This window comes from Bradyrhizobium sp. WYCCWR15520, from assembly GCF_056174665.1.
Map to the genome: position 1 here is coordinate 1 of NZ_JBWBWM010000002.1, position 19376 is coordinate 19376.

The window sequence follows — 19376 nt, forward strand, 5'->3', positions numbered from 1 at the left end:
AGAAGCTCGCCAGCAGCGCAAGCGCCGTCGCCAGCCCATCATGCGCTGCGATCAGGAAATTGCGGCGGGTCAGTTGCGAAAGAGGCGTCATTCCAATGGCCGGATGCGGGAACGATCGGGATTCGCGGGGCGCGTCCCTTCGCCCGCTGATATCTTATCTCCGGCGCGCATGCCAGCGATCATGCCCGGGCGGGTCCGGAAGTTTCTTCGGCCCCGGATCTGGCGCGCAGCACCATGCCGCCAGCTACCCCGACGCCGAGCACATACATCCAACCCTCGTGAAAATCGAAGATGTGCGAATTGAATATCGAGGTGAACATGTTTTGCACCACGACCAACAGGCCGACCCAGGCCACGAGACCCTCCCCGCGGAACAGCCGCAGATGTGCAAACCACATCGCATACAGCACGATGATCCCCGCGGCGCCCCACTGAACCGCAACGGCAAGCGTCTGGTTATGAGGGTTACCGATGACCTGGGCCGTGGCGTGATCCGCCCCGCCGCTGGCGGCCCTCTCGAATAGCCCGAGCGTGGCGCCCGTCCCATTACCGACGACCGGCGAGGCAGCAAAAAACTGCACAGACTTCCGCCAATATTCCAGCCTCAACCCGACGGATGTAGCCAGGTTGTCCTGCTTGTATAGCTGGTAGTCGCTGACGATAGCCCCCGCCTTCCGCTGCAGGAGTGGCGACACGGCAAAAGCCAGTCCCGTCAGGACGACCAATCCGCAGAAGATCATCAGGCTGGTTCGCCATTTTAGGTGAAGCAGTGCGAATACTGCGATCGTGACCGGGATCGTGACCATCGCCGTGCGCGAAACGATCACAAAAGACATGTTGACGAGGAAGCCGAACGAGATCGCAGCCAGCATCAGCGCCAGCCACCGCCTGTTCGTTTGCAGGAGATGGACGATCGGGTAGGCCAGCGCCACCGCGCAAAGCGCGAATTCCTGGCTCTGGTCGATATAATTCTTGACGAAGATACCGCGCTCTGCCTGCTCGGCAGGCTTCAGCGATAGGCTTGGCTCGATCAGGACGATCCAGGACACTAGCATCAGCAATGTGCACGAAACCAGGAATGCAATAAAGACCCACATTCCGCGCGCCGAGCGCTCGAAATGATAGAACAAGCCGGGCAACACCAGAAGCTTGAGAGTGGGACCTACGGCGTAGAGACGCGCTCCCCACGCCGCGTCCGACCAGAGCGTGCCGACGGCGGCGAGACCGGCGAAGGCAAGCGGCAAATAGCAGATCGGTTGCTTCAGCAAGCGCGCGAACGCCCGCCAGTCCGTCGCCCACGCCAAGGCGCCGAGCCAACAGGACACGAAAATTCCCGGCAGGCTGGTCGACCACGGCAGCGTCAGTACCGCCAGAATCGCGAAACCATCCGCGACCGTCATCCACGTTGCTTGGTCGCGCCAATCCCGCCGTGGCTTCGGTACAGGCACCGCACTTACGCTCACACCCCGCCTCCCCTCGCACGACCGACCAGCGACGTTGTGCTGTGGCCCGGCAGAACATCGACCAGCACGACCTCGCCAGCCTCGACGATCTCGTGGCCGACAACCTGCTCACGGGGGTAGTCGCCGCCCTTGACCAACACGCTCGGCTTAATCCGGGTAATCAGGTCAATCGGCGTGTCTTCCTCGAAGATCGCGACGAGATCGACCGCCTCCAATGCCGCCAGCACTTCGGCTCGGGCCCGCTCGTCCTGAACGGTCCGTCCCCCGCCCTTCAGCCGCTTCACCGAGGCATGGCTGTTGAGACCGACGATCAGGCGATCGCAGCCGCCGCGCGCCGCCGTTAGCACCTTGACGTGGCCGGGATGCAGAATGTCGAAGCAGCCATTGGTGAAGCCCACACGCAAACCCTGCCGGCGCCAGTCCGAAAGATGCGCGTCGAGATCGCCACCTGCCGGCACGATCTTGTCTTCGGCAGCCAGCGACGCATGCGGCAGGATTTTCCGCCGCGACCCCGCCGGCGTCACGGTGGCGCTGCCCTGCTTGCTGACCGCGATCGCAGCCGCCGCATTCGCCATCCGCAGCTCCGTCTCCCAATCGGCATTGGTCGCAAGCGTCAGCCCCAGCATCGCAGCGACCGTGTCGCCCGCGCCCGAGACGTCGCGCACCTTGACCGACGGCGCGGGCACATGGATCGGCTCACCGCCGCGAACCACCAACGTCATACCGTGTTCGCTTTGCGTCACCAGCATCGCTTCGCAACCAGCGAGATATATCGCGTCCTGCGCGGCCTCGGCGATGTTCTGGTCGGTATCGGCATTGCGGTCGCCAACGCATCATGCGTTGCGATCGGGAAATTGCGACGGGTCAGTTGCGAAAGAGGCGTCATTCCAATGGTCGGCTGCGCAAAGCGGGCGTTTCGTAGTGCGTCCCGAGTCCGCTGATATCTTATCTCTAGCGTGCATGCCAGCGATCATGACGGGATAATCGGGAAGGGTTCCACAGCCTCCCCGGGCGAGGAGCGAATCGACGACTGTCCGCCGTAGCCGAACAGCGATGGCGGAACGTCTATCCGCCCGGCGACGCCTTCGCCGGCCGCAACATTCGCGTGACGCTGCCACACTTGTCGCCGATCTCGCCAGCCTCGATCGCATCATCGCCGCGCGGGCCTGCTCACCGATCACCGACATCGCCCAGACCTCGATCAAGACCCGCGAAAAGGGCATGCGGGCCAACGACGGCTCCTTTGCCGCCTTGCTGCTGATCGAGGGACTGGACGAAGCCGCGGTCCGCGACGCCCTCGCTCACCTGCGCAAGACGCTTCCTGTCGAGGACCACGACGCGATCGACGGCCTGCCGCTTTACCGGCTGGCGTTCAGCCTGCCGAAGCGGCTCCTGCCGGGCTGAAGCGCAGATGAAGGCAGTTCGCTTTGCGGCCAGACCACATTTCGGCTATAATACAGGAGGCATACTTCCCTCTCTGCTCAACCGGTGAACACCGGCCTTTCGTTCGATCCCTCGACTGCTTCGCGAAAAGAGGAGCATGATCATGGCGATAACGACGCTGAAGGTTTTGGCGAGCCTCCTGCAACTGCACGGGCCAGGCGCCACAATACAGAGCGATCATCAAGGCATCGACGCGCTGCTGAGTGACCTGCGCGGCCAGAACCCTGACCCCGTGGCAACCGAAATTGCCTTCAGACGAGGGGCGTTTGCCAAAGGGCCGCGTGCAGGCGCCTTTCGCCGGGGCGGATATGCCCCGGGTGTGGGCGCATTCCGCAAAGGGGGATTTCTCCGAGGATATTAGATTAGTCGAAAGACTGATAACTGTTTCATCAAGCCCATCTCGGTGCCCGCATGTCGGCTGACGATTCAGATTCCGCCGCCTTTCAGGACCAGCCGATCACCGAGTTGCTGGTCAAGGTGGCAACCAGATGCAACATTGATTGCTCCTATTGCTATTGGTTTCGCGACGCGGCTGTCTACCAAAAGCCGAAGCTGATGAGCCCCCGAGTGCTGCTTCAATTGCTGCAGCGTATCGAACAGCATGTCGCCAGATACTCCCTTGTCGACTTTCCCATCATTCTGCACGGCGGCGAGCCCTTGCTGTGGCGCGTTGAAAATTTCCATCGTTTTGCCGAGGCCTGTGAAGGCATTTCATCACGAACGGGCTGCGAAATACCCATCGCGGTCACAACTAATGGCGTGCTGATCGATGATGAATGGCTGGACTGCTTCGAGGCGCGTAACATCTCGGTTGCGATCAGTCTTGATGGACCAGAACATATTCACGACATTCACCGCCGCACGTTTCAAGGCACGGGCACCCACGCCGCAGTGGAACGTGCCGCCCGCATGCTGATATCGCGCGACATTGGCGTAATGGCCCTGGCCGTCTGCAATCCCGCCTACCCGCCGGTACAATATGTCGAATTCTTCGCTGCGTGCGGAATTTCAAGCTATGACATCATGATCCCGGATGCGACGGTGGATGAGAATCCGGCATCCATCGCTCCGTTCTACAATGGTCTGTTCGACCTGTGGCTGGCGGCAAATCGCAGTGCGCCGACAACCAATATCCGGATCATTTCCGACATGATCACCGCCCTGCTCGGCAACAACTCGCCCACCGAGGGTGTCGGCCACAAGCCCGTTGAGCTTTGCACCGTCATGACCGATGGCACCGTGGAGGCCCACGATGTGTTGCGGATCGCAGGCGACGGATTCACCCAGACCAGGTTCAACATCTTCGATCATGCCATCGACGACGTCAGGAATGAGCCTCGCTGGAAAGCCGCGCGCGATGCTTCAATCCATCTGTGCGGGAAGTGCCGACAGTGCAAGTTCATGAACGCCTGCGGTGGCGGCTATCTTCCGCATCGTTTTTCCAGGAACAATGGTTACGACAATCCGTCGGTCTATTGCGAGGATCTCTATTCAATGTTTGAGAACATGCAATCCGCACTAGAAACCCATCTTTACGTCAGAAAGCCAGATGGGGAACGCATCGAAACAAGGTTTTCTGGATAGCTTCTCCTCATCGGCCTATAGAACCAGCCGCCATCCAGTGTCGAGCGGAACACACTGTGCCGCGCGGCACCCGTCGCTTGCCTCCACGCTCCGCTTTCGCGTAAAGGATGCACAATACATGTCCAGTCCCTCTTAGGGAACTCCATTCGCTTGAAGCTCACCGGCGACGCTTGCAGAGGGGGATAAACTGCACGCCAACGAACACTACCGCGCGGACATCGACGGGCTGCGAGCTTTTGCCGTAGTTTCTGTCGTGCTCTTTCATGCCTTCCCCAATGTCTTCAGGGGCGGCTACGTTGGCGTCGACATATTCTTCGTCATTTCCGGCTACCTCATCTCGAAGATACTTTTCACCGAAATAACGGAGCACCGCTTCTCATTCGCGGCGTTCTACGGTCGGCGAATCAGGCGCATTTTCCCGGCGCTTGCTGTCTGTCTGGCTGCGGTATTGGGTTTCGGTTTCGTCTGCCTGATGCCATCCGAGCTGGCTCAATTGGGCAAACATATCTTCTTCGGCGCGGCCTTCCTTTCAAACATAGCGCTATGGAGCGAAAGCGGCTATTTCGACGCCGCCGCCCATCTGAAACCGCTTTTGCATCTATGGTCTTTGGGCATCGAAGAGCAATTCTACATCCTCTGGCCGGCATTGCTTTGGATTGGCTTTCGGTTGAAGGCAAAAGTCGGTCGGCTGCTGGCCGTGCTGTTCCTGACCTCCTTCGCGATCAACATCGCCCTGTCCATCAACAACATCACCGATGACTTCTACCTGCCGATTTCACGATTTTGGGAGCTTCTAGCGGGAGCGGCCCTCGCTTTGTCGCGTCCGATCTTCCTTACGTCCAAGGCACGATCCGGGATTTCTATTGCTGGCTTAGTCGCCCTAGCGGCATCGGTGGCTTTGTTTACGCCAAACCTGCGCTTTCCAGGCTGGCTGGCTTTGCTGCCAGTAGCGGGAGCGGCTGCGGTAATTTTAGCCGGGCGCGACGCGACGGTGAACCGAGTCGTCTTCTCCCACAATGTTGTCGTCTTCATCGGAGTGATAAGCTATCCGCTCTATCTCTGGCACTGGCCGTTGATTTCCTACGCTTACATTGTTCGCCTGGGCAAGCCGCCGACGCATCTGATGTCCCTTGGGCTTGTAGCTGCTAGTTTCCTGTTGGCTTGGGCAAGCTACCGCTTCATCGAGTATCCCGTCCGATTTGGGGCGCACCGCTACCGCCGTACGCTAATCGCCGCCGGATCAATAGCAGTGCTTGGAGCCGGCGGGCTCGCCATCTGGGTCAAGAGTGGTTTCCCAGAACGCTTTCCGCCCTTGCCCGGTATCGACATCAGAAAGATCGGCGAAGCTAAACTCGATGCCGACTTCAAGCCCACCAAGGACATGGAGGTGATAAGCCACGGCTGGGTTTTGGTGGCGCAGCTGGGCCGTGGCGAGCGCAAGGTGGCATTAAGCGGCGACAGTTTGCTGTTTCACTACGGCCCTAGGCTGCAGCAACTGTCCGACGACGGCGAACTTGCGGCCAACACGTATTTCGTCACTGGCCCCCGCTGCCCTCCGGTACCGGGCGTGATCCAGCAGGACAAATTCGCGCGTTGTGACGGCCTGTCCGGCATTTTAATCGACCTAGTGCGGCGTGAACGAGTTCAATCAGTTGTGCTGGGGGCGGCATGGGCGGGGTACAGCGCCGAAGGCATGCTGGTTGAACGACAGGGTAGGCGCTTGCCCCTGACCCAACAGGAGGGCGTGGATGCGTTTTACGCCAATCTTGAAGAGTATGTGCGCTTGTTGCAACAACACGGAGCCAAGGTTCACTTGGTTCGAGGGGCGCCAACGCATAACCGCTTTAATCCCAGCGAAATGGTAGCGCGCAGCCTAACCGGCTTTCGCATCGCGACCGAGGTTGAAAAGTCAATACCCGTTGCCGACCTGCGAGCCGCCCACGCTACCGTCGACGCCAAGCTGCGCACCGTCAGTGAGCGCACAGGGGCGGCGCTGCTTGATCCAGTTCCTGACGTCTGTGGTGACGGCGATGGTTGCTCGCCGTTCTTCGAAGCTGGCGAGCCAAAATTCTCAGACCGAGACCACCTTCGTCCGGTCTTCGTGCAGAAGCATATCCGCTTTCTCGATCATTTGTTGAAATGATTATCCTCGACCGCGCTTGCTCATCTGGCGGTCGCTTCTGAGACCGCAGCGGACTTTCTAGCTCGTCAAAAGCGAATGATCGAAGATCTCTTTGCTGAACAGGCTCGAACGATATTCCGACTCCCCAGCCAACAATATCAACAGCCAGGGAGGCTGGGGTGCCGGCGAGATATTATGCCCTCGCCGGCCGCAGCATGCGCGAGACGCTGTTGAAAGCCTTGTCGATGATCGGCCAAAACAGCAAGATGATCGCCAGCGTCGTGATCGAACCGACGAGGCCGTTCGACCAGAACACCTTCATGTCGCCGCCGGAGCCGATCATCGACAGGCGGAACGCATCCTCGGCGCGGTTGCCGAGCACCAGCGCCAGCGTGAACGGCGCCAAGGGAATGCCGATCTTCTTGAAGACGTAGCCGACGACGCCAAAACCCAGCATCAGCCAGATGTCGAACATCGCATTCTGGATGGCGAAGGCGCCGATCGCGCAGGACACCACGATCATCGGCGCCACCGCCGCGAACGGCACCCGCAGGATGGAAGCGAAGATCGGCACCGTCGTCAGCACCAGCACGAGGCCGACGACATTGCCGAGATACATCGACGCGATCAGGCCCCAGACGAAATCCTTGTGCTCGACGAACAGCAATGGCCCGGGATTGAGGCCCCACACCATCAAGCCGCCGAGCAGGATCGCCGCGGTGCCGGAACCGGGAATGCCGAGCGCCAGCATCGGCAGCAGCGCCGCGGTGCCGGAGGCGTGCGCGGCCGTCTCCGGCGCAAACACGCCCTCGATGCGACCCTTGCCAAAGCTGTCCGGGTCCTTGGAGAAACGCTTGGCAAGGTTGTAGCCCATGAACGATGCGGCGATCGCCCCGCCCGGCGTGATGCCGAGCCAGCAGCCGATGAACGAGGAACGGAACAGCGTCACCCAATATTTCGGCAGGTCCTTCCAGACCGACAACACGACGCGCAGGGAGATGCCGGCGGCGTGGCCGCGCAGCGCGAGACGCTCCTCCATCGTCAGCAGGATTTCGCTGATGCCGAACAGGCCGATGACTGCGACGAGGAAGTTGACGCCGCGGAGCAGTTCGGCCGAGCCGAACGTCATGCGCAACTGGCCAGAGACGGTGTCCATGCCGATGCCGGCGAGCAACAGGCCAAGCGACATCGAAATGACCGTCTTGTGCTTGGCCTCGCGGCCGAGCCCGACGAAGGAGCAGAAGGTGAGCAGGTAGACCGAGAAAAATTCCGGCGGCCCGAACCTCAGCGCGAACGAAGAGATCATCGGCGCCAGGAAGGTGATCAGCATCACCGCGACCAGCGAGCCGATGAAGGACGAGGTGAAGGCCGCCGTGAGCGCTTCAGCCGCCCTGCCCTGCTGTGCCATCGGATAACCGTCGAAGGTGGTCGCGACCGACCACGCCTCGCCCGGGATATTGAACAGGATCGAGGTGATGGCGCCGCCGAACAGCGCGCCCCAATAGATGCAGGACAGCATCACGATCGCCGACGTCGGATCCATCGAGAACGTCAGCGGCAGCAGGATGGCGACGCCGTTGGGGCCGCCGAGGCCGGGCAGCACGCCGACGAAAATGCCGAGCACGAGGCCGGTCATCATCAGCAGCAGCGTCTTCCAGGTCAGCAGCACGGCAAAGCCGTGCATCAAGAGGCCGATGGCTTCCATCAGGTAATCCCAAGCAGTTCGTCATTGCGAGCGAAGCGAAGCAATCCATGGTGCGGCAAAGCTAGAATGGATTGCTTCGTCGCGGAGTTTATCATCGGGCCGGCCGAAGGCCGGACCCGCTGGCTCCTCGCAATGACGGAAGGAGTCATGTCAGCCCTGTTAGCGGCCGAGCGCCGCTTCGAGCGGGCCCTTTGGCATGATGACATCGAAGGCGACGTCGAAGGTCACGAACATCGCGGCGGTAAAAACGAAGGCGGTAAGCAGCGACTTCCACAGTGCGATCTTGCCGACCAGGCGCATGAAGCCGGAGATCAACAGGAAGCTCGCGACATAGAGCCCGAGGAATTGCGTGGCGAGGCAGAACAGAATCGTCGGCACGAACACCGCCATCACGCGGCGAAGCTGTGCCCGCGTCACGAAGGTCTCAGTGGCCTCCGTGCGCGACAGGAACGCGGCGACCAACCCGTAGAGACTGGCGCCACCGAGGATGACCGAGAGGTAGAACGGGAAATAGCCGGGCTGCGGACCGGTGGATTCCCAACCAGCTCCAGCGCGCCAGTTGTCAAGACCGAGCGTGATTGCGAGTGCGAGCAGCAGCAGCGAGACGACCACGTCAACGACGCGAACGCTCACCACTTGAGGCGAGTTGGCCTCCGGCGCGGTCGGATCCTCGACGACGATTTCGATGTCGGTATTGGACATGGAGACGGTGACCCCCGATGCGGCAGACGCAAACGGGGATACGTGCCGATATCGCCGGCGTCAATGTCCCGCGCTGCGCTCCGGGAATGCGCTCGCAAGTGCAGCACGATCGGGCCGCAGCAGTCCGCGCTCGGTGATCAGCCCCGTAACCAGCCGTGCCGGCGTGACGTCGAAGGCGTAATTGGCCACCGGCGAGCCGTCGGGAACCACGCGCACGGTCTCAACGCGCCCGTCCGTGGTGCGGCCGGACATGGTCGTCACTTCGTCAGCGCTGCGCTGCTCGATCGGGATCTGCCTGAGACCGTCGTCGATACTAAAGTCGATGGTTGGCGACGGCAGTGCAACATAGAACGGCACGCCATTGTCGTGGGCGGCAAGCGCCTTCAAATAGGTGCCGATCTTGTTGCAGACATCGCCATTGGCCGCCACCCGGTCGGTGCCGACGATCGCCAGATCGACCATGCGGTGCTGCATCAGATGACCGCCGGTGTTGTCGGGGATCACCGTGTGCGGGACGCCGTGGTGGCCGAGTTCCCATGCGGTCAGCGAAGCCCCCTGATTGCGCGGGCGCGTCTCGTCGACCCAGACATGAACCTTCACGCCGCGATCATGCGCCAGATAGATCGGCGCCGTCGCCGTGCCCCAGTCGACCGTGGCGAGCCAGCCCGCATTGCAATGCGTCAGGACGTTGACCACCTCACCGGGCCGCTTGCCCGCGGCGATCTGCTCGATCAGCGCCAGACCATGCCGGCCGATCCCCTGGTTGATCGCGACATCCTCGTCGGCGATTTCGACCGCGCGCCGGTAGGCCGCCGCGCCCCGTTCCGACGCCGGCAATGGCCGCAGCAGACGCGCCATCTCGTCGAGCGCCCATTTCAGGTTGATCGCGGTCGGCCGGGCCGCCAGCAGCAAGGCATAGGCGCGGTCGAGCGAAGCATCGGAAGCATCAGTGCGCATGGCGAGCGCCACGCCAAAAGCCGCGGTCGCGCCGATCAGGGGGGCGCCGCGAACCAGCATGGAACGGATGGCCTCGGTCGCGTCCTCTGCGTTCGTGATGCGCGCCACCACGAATTCATGCGGCAATCGCCGCTGGTCGATCGCGCCGACGGTCCAGCCGTCGTCCTCGAGCCAGATACTGCGAAAATGCCGGCCGTCGACCTTCATGTCCTACGCCCTTCGCGTCGCGCGCCCGCTGGAAGACATCCTCACGACCGAAGCACCCTGCCCGCCACCGCATCGAGCTTGGCGAGCAATTTGGCATCGCGTGCTTCCGGCGCGGTGATCAAGGCGGTGTCGAGCGCCTTGTCCGAACCGACAGGGCAAGGCTCATGCTCGCGCGGAAAATCCCTGGCGAGCCGCGCAACCAGCGCCTTGGCCTTGCCGGCATTCGAGTTCAGCACGCGAATGATGTCCTGCACGGTGACGGCGTCATGATGCGGATGCCAGCAATCGTAATCGGTGACCATCGCCACGCTGGCGTAACAGATCTCGGCCTCGCGCGCGAGCTTGGCCTCGGGCATGTTGGTCATGCCGATCACGGCAAAACCCTGCGCCTTGTAGGTCAGGCTCTCGGCGAGGCTGGAGAACTGCGGCCCTTCCATGCACACATAGGTGCCGCCCTGCACGGCCGCGATGCCTTCAGCCTTGGCGGCGGCCGCCAGATGCACGTGCAGCCGCGGCGACACCGGATGGGCCATCGACACGTGGGCGACACAGCCCTTGCCGAAGAACGAAGTCTCGCGCTTATAGGTGCGGTCGACGAACTGATCGACCAGCACAAAGGTGCCCGGCGCCAGTTCCTCCTTGAACGATCCGCAGGCCGAGAGCGAAACCAGGTCGGTGACGCCTGCCCGCTTCAGCACATCGATATTGGCGCGGTAGTTGATGTCGGAGGGCGACAGCACATGCCCGCGTCCGTGTCGCGGCAGGAACAGGATCGGCAGCCCGGCGATCACGCCGCGCGTCAGCGGTGCGGACGGCTCGCCCCAGGGGCTTTGAATCATCTCCTCGCGGACGTCTTCCAGCCCCGGCAGGTCGTAGATGCCGGATCCGCCGATGATGCCAAGCACCGCGCGCGTCATGACTTCTCCACTCAGCTATTCCAGAGACATGTTCGACTATACTGCGACGCAATAATCAAGCATTGTCCACCCCCTTCAAGAGGGCTTGACATGCCGACCACCAAGGACCGGGACAAACGCCAATCCATCATCGATGCCTGCCTGCGCATGAATGCGCTCGGCATCAACCAGGGGACGTCAGGCAATATCAGCCTGCGCCATGGCGATGGCATGCTGATCACGCCCACCAGCACGCCCTACGAGGCGATGAAGCCAGACCAGATCGTTTACATGCATCTCGACGGCAACCACGATCCCTCGCAGCGGCCATCGAGCGAATGGCGCTTTCACCGCGACATCCTCAAGGCCCGTCCGGAGGTGCAGGCGATCGTCCACGCCCATCCGCCCTATTCGACCATGCTGGCGATCATGGGCATGGAGATCCCCCCGGTGCACTACATGGTCGCCGTCGCCGGCGGCGACACCATCCGCTGCGCGCCTTATGCGACCTTCGGCACCCAGGAGCTTTCAGAACATGCTGTAAAGGCGCTGGAAGGCCGCTTGGCCTGCCTGCTCGAGCACCACGGCATGATCGCGGTTGGGCCGTCGCTGTCGAAGGCGATGTGGCTGGCGGTCGAGGTCGAGACGCTGGCGCGGCAGTATCACGGCTGCCTGCAGATCGGCACGCCGCCATTGCTGTCAAAGGAGGAAATCGAGAAGGTTCGCCTCCGCATGGCCGGATACGGTCACGCGGAGGAGTAACCATTGGAGGAGTAACCATTATAGATGGATTATTTCGCGACGAAGCCCGCTTCGTTCATCAGCGAGGTGTTGAGCTTGTCGTCCTCCTCGAGGAATTTCAGCATGTCCTTGCCGGTGAGGAAGATCGGTTTCAGCGCCTGCTTCTCCATATAGTCCTTGTATTCCGGCGTCTGCGTCACCTTCTGGAACAGGTCGACATAGAATGCCTGCTGGTCCGGCGTCACCTTGCCGGGCAGGAACATCGCGCGCAGCATCAGATACTGCACGTCGAGTCCCTCTTCCTTGCAGGTCGGGATGTCGTTCCAGGATTGCGTCTCGGTGACCTTGGTCTTGTAGGAAATCCGCTCCTTGTCGAACACGCAGAGCGCGCGGACCTGACCGGCGCGCCAGACTTCGAGATTCTCGGATGGATTATTGACGTTGGATTCGGTGTGCTTGCCGACGAGCTGCGTCGCCGCCTCGCCGCCGGACTTGTACGGCAGATAGGAGAATTTCGCCCCGGTCTTCTGCTCCATGAAAACCGTCAGCACATGGTCTTCGCGCTTGGACCCGGTGCCGCCCATCTTGAAGGGAGAGCTCGCGGCCTTGGCGGCGGCGATGAAGTCCTTCACCGTCTTGGGCCCCTCGGCATTGTCCCACAGCACGAACTGATCGAGGGCGACCACCGACACCGGCGTCAGGTCACGCCAGTTGAAGGGTATCTTCGCCGACAGCGGCAGCATGTAGATCAGCGAATAGGCGATCAGCACCTTGTTGGCGTCGCCGTCGCTGGACTTCATGTACATCAGCGCCTCGGCGCCGGACGCCCCGCCCTTGAGCGACACCACCATCGGCTGCTTCATCAGATTGTTCTTCTGGATCGCCGCCTGCATCATCCGCGCCATCTGGTCGGAAGCGCCGCCAGCGCCGGCTGCGACCACGATTTCGACCGGCTTGGTCGGCTCCCAGGCGGCAAACGCCGGGGCGGTTGCGATCATGGCCGTCATGGCGGCCGCGACTTTCAGGATATGTCCCACGAGTTTCTTCCCTATTCCTTATCCGCCCCAACCATTCTGTGGTTTATTGACGGCGAGTTCAACCCGCCGACACTTGCATGGCTAGTGACTTTAGAACGAGATGCAGACGCCCGACAAACAGGAGGCGGCGCCGACACTCGAATTCCATCGATTGCTGAATCAACTCGAAACTGCTCAACTGTCAGTTCGCGCCTTGCGATCGGGAGGGCAAGCGCAACCTGTCTCTCACCTCGTATGGGTCGGCAACGTTAATCAATATTCAGGTATGCCCGTGATTCAGGTATGCCCGTGACTTTTAATCATGGGGTCGAGGGTTCGTGTCCCTCCGCACTCACCAATGATATCAAATACTTATACGGTGTTTTAGGCTCGATCGGCCTCCTTGATATCCTCCCCTGTACACAATGTGTCCACCTTGGGGAGGACCCGATCGTGTTGATGGCATCGCTTTTGATACTGCCGTTCGTCGCGGTCGTTGCCGCGCTGGCGGTCGTCGGAATGATCTATAATTTCGGAGAACCCGAGCCGCCTTCGTAAAAGAAAAACCCACCGGTTTTAGCCGGCGGGCTGTCGTCGTCAGTGCGCCATCAAGCGCGGGTCCCAGATGAACAGGGTGCAATGGTCGCCCTCTCCGATAGGCCGCCTTCTTCATCGCAGCCTGGCTGTCACGCTGCTGGGAAGTGTCCAGCGGGATGACACATTGAATCCTGGAAAACGCATAAAAAGTTCCCCCTTCCGGTCTCCTTTCGTCCCCGCTTGTCCAACATCGTCCCAGCCTGTGGGGGAATAAAACGGGTCGCAGAACGCGCTTTAGTGCCCCAGCGAAGGCGAGGGGTGCTATGGGAGAAATGGACACAGACACGATCGGCCTGATCATTGTGATCGCCGCCCTGCTTGCGGTCATTGTTGTGGGGAAGTGCCAAACGCGCAAAGCTAAGGCCGATGCACGGCAACGCGCTATTGCTTCTTCGGTCGCACCGCTTCCTTAGCTCTCTCAGCTTGCCAAGCATCATAGGCCGGTGTGCCCGGTCGAGGCGGCGCGTCGGCCGGCAGCCCGCCCATCCACGACGGCATGTCCGCGACCGGATTGCTGCCGCTGGTTGCGCATCCCGCCAGCAGGTTGGCAATGAAAAACAGTGCTGTGAGGCTGGGCTTCATCTGAGCGGCAAACCTCAACTGAGCCAAATGGCTCGGCGCGCGGCGAGTCCTCGGACGGCACGCGCCGAGCCTGACCATCCCCTTGGCCCGTTAGGCATGGTCAAATCCCAACGTAAGGAAGATTCGTGGCGAAAACCCGCCTGTCCGAGCGAAATAACGTCGTGGCAAAGCTAAATTAGCCGACGCCGTAGGGCTGTTGAGAAAGTAGTCGCGGTTGCCTACGCCTTCTCTGCGTACTGATCGATCGCAACTGTGATCGTCTGGACGCGCCGGTGTCAGACTAGTGCTGCCCTATCGTCTTCCACGAGGCGTTTGGCGCTTCCCGAGCAGCGGGTCTGATCAAATGAGGTGAGAAAATGTTGTCCGGCTCCCCTCGCCTGTTGACCCACCAGCGACTTCTCAAGACCAGGCTCTCGACGAGGTAGCAATATTCGCTGGATCGCTCGACGCCGACCGGCGGATCGATCACTCGGGCTGCGATGCCGGGGAAACCGAGCCGGTAAGCTCGTCGTAAAGGCGAAGCCGCCTGAACAGGATCTCGAACACGATCGGTCTTCATTTCAAGCCGCTAAATTAGGAATAGGCTGTGATGGGATGGAACACCCAAGATAATTGCCCGAGCCGATTTTATTTTGCCTTGGTCGACCTCGTTTGAGGACCCCAATACCGCTTCCGAATGGCCGATGGCTCCTCACCTTGAGGGATGCCGCCAGCTACATCACGAAGCTGCCGGAGGCGGAGCACTCCGCGCCCGAGTGGCAAGCTGCCATGGAGGCGCTGATCCTCGTCGCAGAGATTGGCGGTCCGACGATGTTGGCCCGGATCGGCGTCATGCAGGCGTTGAACCGTCACATCGAACGAACAGGTCTTTGATGTCGAGCGCAAAAGTCATCATTGGGGCAAGCGCAAGCTGAAGAGAGACCAATGACCGTCTTGTCTACGTCAACACCAGCAAGCAGGTTGGCGACCCCGATCACCTCAAGGTCTTTGCCAATCGAGACGCCGCGGAAAAATGGTTTGAGGAAAACGACCACGAAGGCGTAGCCTTTGAGTACGAGGTTCTGGAATGAAAGAGGCTGCCAACTGAGGCGGCCTACTTCTTGCGGGGGTACTGCGCATGAAAACCGCGATGTTGAGCGGCGAGATCATCGTCAGCCTGTGGGGCGTGGGCTTTGTGTGCTGGGCGCGGTGCTTACGAGGCAGAGCCGTCAGCTGAAACGAGGAACTAGTGTTCCCGATAAGAGTCTAGCTGTGGCTCTGGCTGTTCCAGCCCCAAGCATCGGCTGAGGCGCTTAATGGCTTCGTTGGGAATACCACACTGGCTGATGATCGCGGGGGCCTTGCTGGTGGTCGCCGGCTTTATTGGTGTTCTAGTGAGCCGAAAGAAGGCGGCCGAGGTTGATCCATCTCCCGACGAGCCGGCAGATACTCCCCGCCAGCAGATGCCGCCTTTGCCAAGCCTCCTCGACTCCAGGCCAAAGAACAACGCCTAGTCATCAGTGCCAATGCCGAAAGAAAAACGACCGCGCTAACCTATCCCCTGCGCTAATTCAGCTCCGAAGCCACTGCGGCGACGAGGGCCAGCACGAATATCAATAGCGTAACAACGAACAGGGTCCGACGACCGCCAGGACGAAACCGTTTCCTGAGCCGACGAAGTCATCCCGAAACAAAAGGCCCGGCATCCTGTCCTGAACACGCCGCGGCGATTCTATTTGTGATCTTCGTAATTGGAATTGGTATCGTTGCCCTCTGGCCGGGCCTTTCCCTACGTCGGCGGTCCAAATAGAACGTACAGCAAGAGAATGATCACCGTCGCGGTCGCGATGGTCTCCAAAATGATGCAAGGAAGCGAGCGCTGCATAGCGCAACGTTTACTTTCTCAGGTAGTGTTGTCTGCCCGATAGACAACATAAGTCAGCCACGGGCTAATCTTCGAATATCCGACACCGGATGAGAGGAACTGGAACTGAACCGCGGTCTCTAGCCCCCAAAACCCGGCCGGAAGAAAGCTGCCTCAGCTTCTTCCCAGCAGCTGAGGCCCGGAAAAAGTCGAGCTAATTAGGTTTCCACACCCACGACGCGCTGTAGCTTCAGCGCGTTCCGATCCCCACGGAATTGATATTTTATAGCGCTCCAATCCTGCTTGCCTTGGCGCTGCAAACCCAACTCCAGACTGCGCCATTGGTTGAACGGCCGGCCCTCAGACATGAAGGCGCGGAAGGCTTCAGAACAACCACCCGATCGAGGATCCCCGGCCGCGCTGCTGGAACTGCGCCGAGGTGCCGCTGGAACGGCGGCCAGACTGGCCCATCCTGGCTCACCTCAAGTGCGCGAAATGCGGTAGCGTGGACCGGGTCGACCCGGGGCCCGAACTGGTGCGAGGTCGTCGATCACAGCCTGAGCTGAGTCCTCACTCGCGAGTGGAGAAATCCCATGGAAATTCGAATAGGCTGGAACGACGTCGGTGATCCAACGAAGGCAGGCGACTACAAATTCCGCGACGGTACCGTTACGCTCACTGACGAGCAGATCGGCCTGTGGATTGCCGCGCCTGCAGGATACTTCGAGGTCGCTCAGGCGTCCGATTCCGAGCCGGGGCACATCCGATATTTGGTTGGTGAGTTCTACGCTCCAACAGCCTAATGGTTCTCGTGACCAAGCGCGTGATTGCGCCGGCGGATGTAGAACCGCGAGTCGCAGCGGTCGGACGTCTGGCGTCGTCTCTCGCCCCGGCGGCGGGTACTTCCTGCACCGTGAGAGCTTGGCAGCGACGAAAACGGGAGTGACCAGAACGCTCACACTTCTAGCGGTTCTTTCCGCCCACCTGATGGCCAACATACAGTGTTCGGCCGAGGAAGAGGCTAGCGTGAAAGAGTCGGGAATGGGGGGCACCAGCTCCCAAGCCCCACCCCAAAAGAAGGCGGCCCCAGAGAGCTGGGGCCGTTTCCTTTTGATCCGGCAAGATCCGGCGGGAAGTCTAGAAAAGAAAGTCGCCGGCATTGATACCGGTCGTAACTCCTCTGAGGAAAATAGCATCACCCCCAGGAATGCCGATGGTCGTGCCGTCGGAACCGACGGTCAGAGACAATGATGCGAAGTTTAGTCCTCTCCCAGAAAGATCGATCAAATCATGACCTGCGGAAGCGTCCACCGCATCGAAGTCGGTAATCGTGTCTAACCCATTGCCGTCAACGCGGTAGTCGATCGTGTCGGCGCCTCCTGCACCGGTGAATGTGTCGTTTGCCCCGGCGCCAGTGAAACGGTTGTTATCGGAAGTGCCGATGCCAGTATGGGATACGTCGCCGACAAACACCAGGTTCTCGACATTCTGAGGCAGAGTGAACGAAGTCAAAAAGGTTTGCACTTCGTCTGTACCTTCAGCCGCAAACTCAAACACGCTGTCATTCTGCAATTGAACTGCGTAGAGATCATCTCCCGAGCCGCCTTGAAGGGTATTCAAGCCAGATCCATCAATGAGGGTGTCGTTACCACCTTGTCCGATCAGGTAATCGTTGCCATCTCCGCCAATTAATGTGTTTGCAGACGAATTGCCGATGATGGTGTCATTACCTGCTCCACCATCAACGAGGGTGAGATTGACGGTTGCAGACAGCGACGCTGCCGAAATGGAGTCATCTCCGCCAAGCCCGTTTACGGTGAGCTGATCCTGAGCTTCGGACGACAACACAGATACAAAAGCGCTAGCTCCAGAGACCGTGTAATCGGCCCCCGAACCGACAATCTGGATGGCATCATTCCCATTGGTGCCGTCGACAACGACATTATCGGTTTGCCCATCTCCGCCGCCTCCAGCCGCCGCAAGGTCGATCGACACTTCCGAAACATCGGTGCCGGCCAGATTACCTACGAGAATCGTGTCAGCTCCGCCAAGGGCGCGAACTATCACCGCCTCTACATCGTTCAAGTCCATGTTGATGTTGCCGATGTCTCGGGTAAACTGCGCCCGGTCACCGTTCGATGATATGACCATGGTCTCGTTGATATTTGCGCCATTGAAGACCAGTGCATCATAATCCGCCTGACCTTCCACTACGTCGCTGCCATCCCCCGGATCCCAAAAGAACAAGTCATTTCCGGCGCCAAGGAAGGCAACATCATTTCCCTGATTTCCGTCTATCCGGTCGTTGCCATCTCCTCCCAAGAGGACGTCGGCCCCGTTACTGCCTCCAATGGTATCGTTGCCGGCTCCCCCATCCACCGAGATCTGAATTAGCGGAGAAAGATTGCCGGCAGCTGAGAAAATATCATCACCGTCGTTCATGTTCAGAACTAGATTTTCGGTGGTGCCGATATCCAATGCAAACGGGGCCGGATCAACGCGGTCGAATCGAACGCGACTACCATTAGCCGTTACAGTGAAGGTCTCGGTGCCGTTGCCGCCATTCACCTCAGCTGTGTCAATTCCATTTCCGCCCTCAAAGAGGTCGGAGTCGTCACCCGGATTCCAGATTAGGCGGTCGTTGCCGTCTTCTCCAAAAACTTGGTCCTCCCCATCACCACCGGTTAGCGTGTCATTTCCGCTTCCTCCGAACAGAAGGTCGGCGCCGCCTCTACCAAAAAGAAAGTCGTTATCCGCTTCACCAAATAGCGAATCTGCTCCCGAGCCGCCTGTGATTGTATCATTACCAGTGCCACCAAAAATGTTGGCTCGCGGGAGCGCTCCGTTCGATTCATCCAAAGCAAGAGCATCATTGCCCTCGAGACCAAACATCTGAATGACCGTCGTGTTCGCGACCGTGGGGGTACCTCCAAGAATCGGTACGGCTCCAGCGTTAACAAGGATCCCGCCAGGTGCATTTCGCGAGACGGTTGTAATGTTGTCCGTGGAGTCGTCGACGACGGTGAGAACGCCAGTGATGGGATCAAAAGCACCAGCAGCCATGACCATTCCTCCCGAAATGCTTGCCCGGAGGCTGCAATTCGGGAAAAAGTGGAGGGTTCCAGAGGTACCCCTAAATTGCTCATTTCAAGCTGAGAGCGATTTTCACCCCCGCTGATCTGGCGACGCGCGCCTATTCCTCCAAAGTTCCTCCAAAGGCCATTTAGGCGATTCCTATAAGTTGGGGTGAGCCGGCGATTGAAATTCGCCGCGCCGCCCTGCTCTTTGCGCCACGCCTCCAGTTTCAACGTCCGGCAATGCGGCGCGGGTCATCTCCTGATCCCTACGCTCTTGCCGGACGGCCTCCCGTGCTCCGTCGCAAAGGTTCAGCACGCCATCGGCGATGAAATAGAACCCGGGTTTTGCCGCGCCTGGGTCCCCTAGGCTTGCGGGCGCTACGGTTTGCACCCAAACTGTTTTGATGACGGGAGTTGCGTGCGGCTTCGCTGGTTGGCGTG

Annotated in this window: 16 protein-coding genes and 1 pseudogene; 8 read left to right on the top strand and 9 right to left on the bottom strand. The window is 60.1% G+C overall.

Annotation, left to right across the window (positions count from 1 at the left end; translation table 11 throughout):
* Window positions 1–179 precede the first annotated feature (179 nt).
* Both AC0QUY_RS01930 and rfaE2 read right to left on the bottom strand, forming a co-directional pair.
* Entirely contained in the window at window positions 180–1400 is a 1221-nt protein-coding gene (locus tag AC0QUY_RS01930; RefSeq protein WP_475385522.1) for an O-antigen ligase family protein, read from the bottom strand.
* A 59-nt stretch (window positions 1401–1459) separates the two neighbouring features.
* Window positions 1460–2278, bottom strand: a pseudogene (gene rfaE2, locus AC0QUY_RS01935) (D-glycero-beta-D-manno-heptose 1-phosphate adenylyltransferase); the annotation flags it as partial.
* 238 nt (window positions 2279–2516) lie between these two features.
* Here rfaE2 and AC0QUY_RS01940 point away from each other — a divergent pair.
* The 4 genes from AC0QUY_RS01940 to AC0QUY_RS01955 all read left to right on the top strand — a co-directional run bounded on the left by AC0QUY_RS01940 (window position 2517) and on the right by AC0QUY_RS01955 (window position 6633).
* Window positions 2517–2867: a hypothetical protein gene (locus AC0QUY_RS01940; protein ID WP_475385523.1), complete on the top strand. Its 351-nt coding sequence runs from the start codon at window positions 2517–2519 to the stop codon at window positions 2865–2867.
* Between the two features lie 142 nt (window positions 2868–3009).
* Window positions 3010–3267 (top strand): hypothetical protein, encoded by a 258-nt coding sequence (locus tag AC0QUY_RS01945; protein ID WP_475385524.1) that lies wholly within the window; start codon window positions 3010–3012, stop codon window positions 3265–3267.
* Between the two features lie 50 nt (window positions 3268–3317).
* A complete protein-coding gene (locus AC0QUY_RS01950) occupies window positions 3318–4490 on the top strand; it encodes a radical SAM protein (protein WP_475385525.1) in 1173 nt (390 codons plus the stop codon).
* Between the two features lie 217 nt (window positions 4491–4707).
* Complete coding sequence (locus AC0QUY_RS01955; RefSeq protein ID WP_475385793.1) at window positions 4708–6633, top strand: acyltransferase family protein; 1926 nt, start codon at window positions 4708–4710, stop codon at window positions 6631–6633.
* Window positions 6634–6805: 172 nt separating this feature from the next.
* Here AC0QUY_RS01955 and AC0QUY_RS01960 read toward each other — a convergent pair whose 3' ends face one another.
* The 4 genes from AC0QUY_RS01960 to AC0QUY_RS01975 form a co-directional block, all read right to left on the bottom strand.
* Window positions 6806–8317 carry a tripartite tricarboxylate transporter permease gene (locus AC0QUY_RS01960; protein ID WP_475385526.1) on the bottom strand — a complete coding sequence of 504 codons (1512 nt, stop codon included), beginning with the start codon at window positions 8315–8317 and terminating at the stop codon, window positions 6806–6808.
* A 159-nt stretch (window positions 8318–8476) separates the two neighbouring features.
* The gene (locus AC0QUY_RS01965; RefSeq protein ID WP_475385527.1) at window positions 8477–9019 is read right to left on the bottom strand and encodes a tripartite tricarboxylate transporter TctB family protein; all 543 of its coding nucleotides are present in this window, start codon (window positions 9017–9019) and stop codon (window positions 8477–8479) included.
* Window positions 9020–9079: 60 nt separating this feature from the next.
* Window positions 9080–10183, bottom strand: coding sequence for an S-methyl-5-thioribose-1-phosphate isomerase (gene mtnA, locus AC0QUY_RS01970; RefSeq protein WP_475385528.1), 1104 nt, complete (start codon window positions 10181–10183; stop codon window positions 9080–9082).
* Between the two features lie 41 nt (window positions 10184–10224).
* Window positions 10225–11100 (bottom strand): S-methyl-5'-thioadenosine phosphorylase, encoded by an 876-nt coding sequence (locus AC0QUY_RS01975; RefSeq protein ID WP_475385529.1) that lies wholly within the window; start codon window positions 11098–11100, stop codon window positions 10225–10227.
* A 90-nt stretch (window positions 11101–11190) separates the two neighbouring features.
* Between AC0QUY_RS01975 and AC0QUY_RS01980 the strand changes: the two genes are divergently transcribed.
* A complete protein-coding gene (locus AC0QUY_RS01980; RefSeq protein WP_475385530.1) occupies window positions 11191–11841 on the top strand; it encodes a class II aldolase/adducin family protein in 651 nt (216 codons plus the stop codon).
* A 29-nt stretch (window positions 11842–11870) separates the two neighbouring features.
* Here AC0QUY_RS01980 and AC0QUY_RS01985 read toward each other — a convergent pair whose 3' ends face one another.
* Complete coding sequence (locus tag AC0QUY_RS01985; protein ID WP_475385794.1) at window positions 11871–12827, bottom strand: Bug family tripartite tricarboxylate transporter substrate binding protein; 957 nt, start codon at window positions 12825–12827, stop codon at window positions 11871–11873.
* Between the two features lie 987 nt (window positions 12828–13814).
* Window positions 13815–14015, bottom strand: coding sequence for a hypothetical protein (locus AC0QUY_RS01990; protein ID WP_475385531.1), 201 nt, complete (start codon window positions 14013–14015; stop codon window positions 13815–13817).
* 696 nt (window positions 14016–14711) lie between these two features.
* Between AC0QUY_RS01990 and AC0QUY_RS01995 the strand changes: the two genes are divergently transcribed.
* From AC0QUY_RS01995 to AC0QUY_RS02005, 3 genes are all read left to right on the top strand, one after another.
* The gene (locus AC0QUY_RS01995; RefSeq protein ID WP_475385532.1) at window positions 14712–14888 is read left to right on the top strand and encodes a hypothetical protein; all 177 of its coding nucleotides are present in this window, start codon (window positions 14712–14714) and stop codon (window positions 14886–14888) included.
* 422 nt (window positions 14889–15310) lie between these two features.
* Window positions 15311–15508, top strand: coding sequence for a hypothetical protein (locus AC0QUY_RS02000; protein WP_475385533.1), 198 nt, complete (start codon window positions 15311–15313; stop codon window positions 15506–15508).
* A 943-nt stretch (window positions 15509–16451) separates the two neighbouring features.
* A complete protein-coding gene (locus AC0QUY_RS02005; RefSeq protein WP_475385534.1) occupies window positions 16452–16661 on the top strand; it encodes a hypothetical protein in 210 nt (69 codons plus the stop codon).
* 334 nt (window positions 16662–16995) lie between these two features.
* Here the strand turns inward: AC0QUY_RS02005 and AC0QUY_RS02010 are convergent, their stop codons facing one another.
* A complete protein-coding gene (locus AC0QUY_RS02010; RefSeq protein WP_475385535.1) occupies window positions 16996–18921 on the bottom strand; it encodes a calcium-binding protein in 1926 nt (641 codons plus the stop codon).
* Window positions 18922–19376 lie beyond the last annotated feature (455 nt).